The organism is Faecalibacillus intestinalis (genome assembly GCF_003024685.1).
In the GTDB taxonomy this organism is placed as follows: Bacteria; Bacillota_I; Bacilli_A; order Erysipelotrichales; family Coprobacillaceae; genus Faecalibacillus; species Faecalibacillus intestinalis.
Window position 1 is genome coordinate 1 of the sequence record NZ_PYLQ01000038.1, and the last position, 5,123, is coordinate 5,123.

General features: G+C 31.0%; 6 protein-coding genes. All 6 read right to left on the reverse strand.

What is annotated here, in order from left to right; translation table 11 throughout:
- Window positions 1–2,133 (reverse strand): SpaA isopeptide-forming pilin-related protein (locus tag C7U54_RS14295; protein ID WP_107030715.1); only part of this gene is annotated, 2,133 nt, incomplete at its 3' end.
- 346 nt (window positions 2,134–2,479) lie between these two features.
- Window positions 2,480–2,788, reverse strand: coding sequence for a type II toxin-antitoxin system RelE/ParE family toxin (locus C7U54_RS14300; protein WP_107030716.1), 309 nt, complete (start codon window positions 2,786–2,788; stop codon window positions 2,480–2,482).
- Window positions 2,781–3,071: a hypothetical protein gene (locus C7U54_RS14305; protein ID WP_107030717.1), complete on the reverse strand. Its 291-nt coding sequence runs from the start codon at window positions 3,069–3,071 to the stop codon at window positions 2,781–2,783. Before C7U54_RS14305 ends, C7U54_RS14300 begins: the two co-directional genes overlap by 8 nt.
- Before the next feature lie 79 nt (window positions 3,072–3,150).
- Window positions 3,151–3,810 carry a hypothetical protein gene (locus tag C7U54_RS14310; RefSeq protein ID WP_107030718.1) on the reverse strand — a complete coding sequence of 220 codons (660 nt, stop codon included), beginning with the start codon at window positions 3,808–3,810 and terminating at the stop codon, window positions 3,151–3,153.
- A gap of 59 nt (window positions 3,811–3,869) precedes the next feature.
- Window positions 3,870–3,983 carry a DUF3789 domain-containing protein gene (locus C7U54_RS15640; RefSeq protein WP_370747613.1) on the reverse strand — a complete coding sequence of 38 codons (114 nt, stop codon included), beginning with the start codon at window positions 3,981–3,983 and terminating at the stop codon, window positions 3,870–3,872.
- Window positions 3,984–4,076: 93 nt separating this feature from the next.
- Window positions 4,077–4,820, reverse strand: a complete 744-nt coding sequence (locus tag C7U54_RS14315; RefSeq protein WP_107030719.1) for a hypothetical protein — start codon at window positions 4,818–4,820, stop codon at window positions 4,077–4,079.
- Between the last annotated feature and the right edge of the window lie 303 nt (window positions 4,821–5,123).

The window sequence follows — 5,123 nt, forward strand, 5'->3', positions numbered from 1 at the left end:
TAAAGGAAGTGTTACTGTTCCTTCTTCGCTGTCTTTTACTGTGACAACGTTTTTAGAATTGGTTGTAAATGTGTCATATTTCTTTCCGCCAACTTTTTGTACAACATAGTTTCCTTTGGAATCTTTGATTTTAAATGATGCACCATTTAATGTGACTTTCTTTCCTGATTCGGCATCTAATTTAATAATTTTAAGTTGTGACGTAAATGGTCGGTTATTCACATTGACACGTTTTACCTGTTCAACATCTTTATATTCACTGTAATCATCTGTTACTGAAATTGTGAAATCTGGGGCTGTAATATAATCCTTAGGTGTCTTTGTTTCTTTGACGATATATTTTCCATAAGGCAGATATGGTGTATTTGCTTTACCATTTGAATCAGTTGTGATGACTGCATAAGTTGTAGCATTGTCCCATCCGACATGGTTAACTTCACTGTACAATTTGAACGTGAACTCTGCTCCTTGTAATCCTTTTACAAGACCTGAAATACTGTCCTTTTCTCCTGATTTAAAAACTTGGATCTTTTGCATATTCACTCTGTTAGTACCTTTTGCACTTCTTGATACTTTTGAAACTGTTTGTCCTTCATAATCGATTGATACACTGATCTTTGCATCATTGAATACCAATGAATCATTTGTTTTTGATTCTTGAATGTAATATTTTCCTAATGGCAATTCACTCCAAGCAATCTTTCCATTGGCATCTGTTTTTTTGCTTGATACCAATGCACCTTTTTCATAGTAAGTTTTTGTTCCAGCCTGATTTGTAATCTTTTCACTTGCGTGTAATTCAAAAGTAACACCTTCAGCAGTAGCATCACCTTTTAGACCATTTGTTTTAGAAGTATCGATTTCTTTTTGGAAATCAATATTTCCTTTAGGTTCATCATCTGTAACACTCAATACTGTTGTCTTATCTTTTTCTACTTTGACTGTAAAAGTATCTGTATTTAAAAGATATCCATGAGGTGCTTCTGTTTCCTTGACTTCATAAGTTCCAACCATTAGATCATTCACTTTGATCTTTCCATTTTTTACAAGGGTATTTTCATTATAACCATCATATGAAACAGATTTGATATTGAATTTTGCACCATCAATAAGATCTTGATTTGTATTCTTTTTAGTTAATTCCAAAGAACCAAAATCAAGCCATTCAATATTTAAATATAGACGTGCATCATCAGGATCCATGTTCCAAGTTCCTTGTGCTTGAGTTCCAGCACCTCCATCATGAATAGCTAACGCTGTAAATCGTTCACATCCGTTTCCACATACATTGTCACTCACAAAATTTGATGGTGAATTTTGACATGGTGCTGTGAAATAAAAGCTTTGTCCGCCATAGACTTTTGCAGTACCACCTGTTTGTGTTGCAGAAGTTCCAGCAATGTGAATTGTCACATTTGAAGCCAATGGGATATTCACTTCAGCAGATGAAGCACCATTTAATTTCACAGTATTTGTAACTTGTTGCTTATTTGTCTTATCATAGCTTGCTTTAAACAATGCTCTGTTTCCTGATTTGTTGCCTTCCCAAGAAACACCATTACCTGGATCAGGTAATGAAATGATTCGACGATAGATGTTCATGATATTTGTACCATAATTACTTCCGAATGTTTGGTTGAACAAGTTTTCATCAAAACCTTTCCATTGTCCTGAATAAGCGCCACTTAAAAAGATATGTGTCAAAAGATATTTGATATCATCATTTGTAAGAGGGTCATCTGGACAGATAGCTGTCTTTAGATCAGCATCCGCAGCAAATTCACCATAGGCTGCAGGACCTCCAAAGCCATAGTAAAGTAGCTTTCTTACGTTTTCATTATTTTCAATGACCTGTGCAGGATATTTACCACTTGCAGGTGTTTTCTTTTCTGCTTCCAAACAGAAAGCCCATTTGCCATCGTATTTACATGAATACGTTGACCATGAAGCAATGGATGGAATCTTTCTGCCCCACCATTCTGGATACTTGATATTTTTCACTCTTGTAAATTCTTTAGGAACGGATGGATCATAAGCATTTACGACACTCATTCCAAGCGTATTGAAACACATTGAAAATGCCATTCCTACTGCTAAAAAAATCTTATATAGTTTAGAAAGTTTATTTTTCATTTTACTTTTTCTCCTGTTATTTATTGTTTGCAATGCAAGTTTTAAACATTGCCCTACTTCTTTTGTTTATTAAATGAAAAAAGGACAATCTTTCGATTGTCCTATGGCTTGAATACCCATTTATTTAAATACATATATTCCTCCAACAAAAAAAGACAGATCATATCGACCTGCCTGCTTATAATATTAAATGGATAAAGAATGAGAGATTTTTATAAAAATTGTTGGTAATATTTTGAATTTTTCAGTAATTATTTATGATAAACTATTTACTTATTCTTTATCCGCATTTAATTCTATCATGTTTCTACATAGTTTGATAATGATTTACTTATAAATCTAATTTCTACGAAAATAATTGACTTACATAATTTTGAAGTCTATGAAGTATTCTTACGATATAGACATCATCATTCTTTACCATGTAAAAGACAACATAGTTTTTATAATGAACATATCTGTACCCACTGTTTACATCATTTTCAAGATACCATATATTTCCAATATCTGAATGACTCTTTAGATTTTCTATCTTATCTAAAATTCCTGACACTGTATTCTTTGCAGCTATTGGACTACATAATTTATATTTAATATAATCATAAATTTCATCAAGATCTCGTTGTGACTTTGGTGAATAGTGTATCTTATTCATTTTCAAATCTTTCCTTAAAATGTAATCTCATTGAATCTTCATCAATCCAGCCTTCTTCATTTGCTGAAGCTAAGCCTTCGTTTAACATTTTCATTACTTCTAGTTCTGCTACCATCTTGTCATACTTCCTCGCTTTTCTTGACATTTCTTCTTGTTCATTTATATCCATAATAGTATAACAACCATGTCCATTTTTTGTTAAATAAACAGGAGAACCAACAGTAACATCTTCAAGTACTGCACTGTAATTTCTTAAATCAGAGATAGGTTTTATATTTGGCATATTCTCTCCTCCTTTTATTAAAATCATTATACTATTATTTTACGTTATATTCAACGCAATATACTTCGTAAAATTTCACTTAACTTTTTATCCAATTTTCATTTGTACCATATTGATAATGCGAAGCACCACATACTTCTTCATTTCCAGCACAATGTCCTTCATCTAATAATTGATTAATCAAAGTTTTAACTGAATAATCATTGCTACTATAATAAGACTCATAATCTTTATAATCTATTGAATGTGTCAGTTCTTTTCCACAATCACATTTAACCCAATATGTCACTCTTAAAATTTTTGTTTGTTCTTCCTTTTGAGGTTGTTGTACATTAGTAGTATTTCCACTTGATGCTGGCTGACTTGGTGTTACAGAAGACTGATTGCTTTCAACAGGCTGTACTGGTGTTTGTTTTGTTTCAACCTTCTTTTGTGTTTTATTTTCATTAGTATTTTGATTACTCGTTTTCTCTTGAGTTTGCACATCATTTTTTACAGATTCTTGATCTTCCAGAATCGTATTTTCTTCTATTTCTTGTTTGGTTGTATCATTTACAATTTCATCACTTTCATTGGTTTCATCTTTGGATACATCCTTTTTCTTTGTTTTCTTTTTTGATACCTCTTTTTGTGAAATAACTGCTGCTTTTTTATTTTCTACATGGCTATTCATTGGTAGTGCATTACAAACAACCAACAGTGTAGATAACGCTAAAACTATAATATTCCTTTTTTTCATACTTTCTTCATCTCCTTTTATTAATTGTTATTTATTTCATATACAGTTTAGACTTCTGTTTACTTATTATCAAATTTACTATTTCCTTTATTAATTTGTAAAAAGCACATTGTGAAAACACCTATTAGTGCACCAATTTGCATTGAAACAATAATAATTATTACTTCCTTCATAATATCCACCTTCCTTCAAAAAAAGACCTACAGTCATTGCTATAGGCCTTTTAACATATTTAGTTCTGATGTTAACTATTAAATTATTTCATTTTATGGTCTTGGTTTTAATCCATAGTAGATACCCAATCTTTCTGCTTTCCTCATTTGATAAGAATAATACAAGCCTGCAAGCGACAAAGTAGGTATTACATTTGCAAGTGTATCAAAATAGTAAACAACTCCAGATAAAACTGAAGAAAATAATCCAGTTGCTGCTCCTGAACCACTTAATTTATCTAATATATTTTTCACAAATCCGAAATACGTACTAGAAATCATCCCTTGTAATCCAGGTTCCAATTGGCTGTTCATATAATCTATTATTTCTTCTTCTTTTGTTTTTCCATTATCTAAAGCACCAGTAAATGCATTATACATTTTGGCACTTGTTGCTAAAATATCAGTACTATTTGTTATTCCAGCTGCATCAAGAGCTGTTATATATTTTGAATACTCATCATCCATATTTTCTTTTATTGATCCAAGCAATTCATTCATAAGTGTATAATTAGCACCATTTTCAATAAAATTCTTTATTCCACTTGTATAAGTTCTAAATGCTTTATAAATAGCGACACCTGCTTGTGCTTTATAAAATTGTTCATATGCATCTATATCATTTTGCGAAATAATATTTGCATATACAGGATGTCCGAAATTTTTTTCATCTGAAAAACTCTTATCATAGTTTATATTTTCAATATAATGAGAGGTATACAAATACAAAATATATATGCTTTCATCATGATTTCCATCGTTATATTCATTATCATATACAGATCTAATATATTTCATTCGATCTTTTTGTTCCTCTTTAGACGCAAGTGGATTTCCATCATATGGATCTCCACTTCGTGATGATTGTATATTAACTTTTTTTGGTATAGATGTATCAAATAAATCATTTTTATCTAAAGATAAAGCGTCTAATAATTCATCATCCGTTTGAGTTAGCGTAATTAAATTGAATAATTGTCCTGATGTAACACCAGCTTAATTATATTTATCTGAAATATCAATTATTTGATCAGTCACTTCATCTAATGTAATTTCATCTTCCGCATTTACTGTTGGAATAGTTGTTAATATCATACCAGC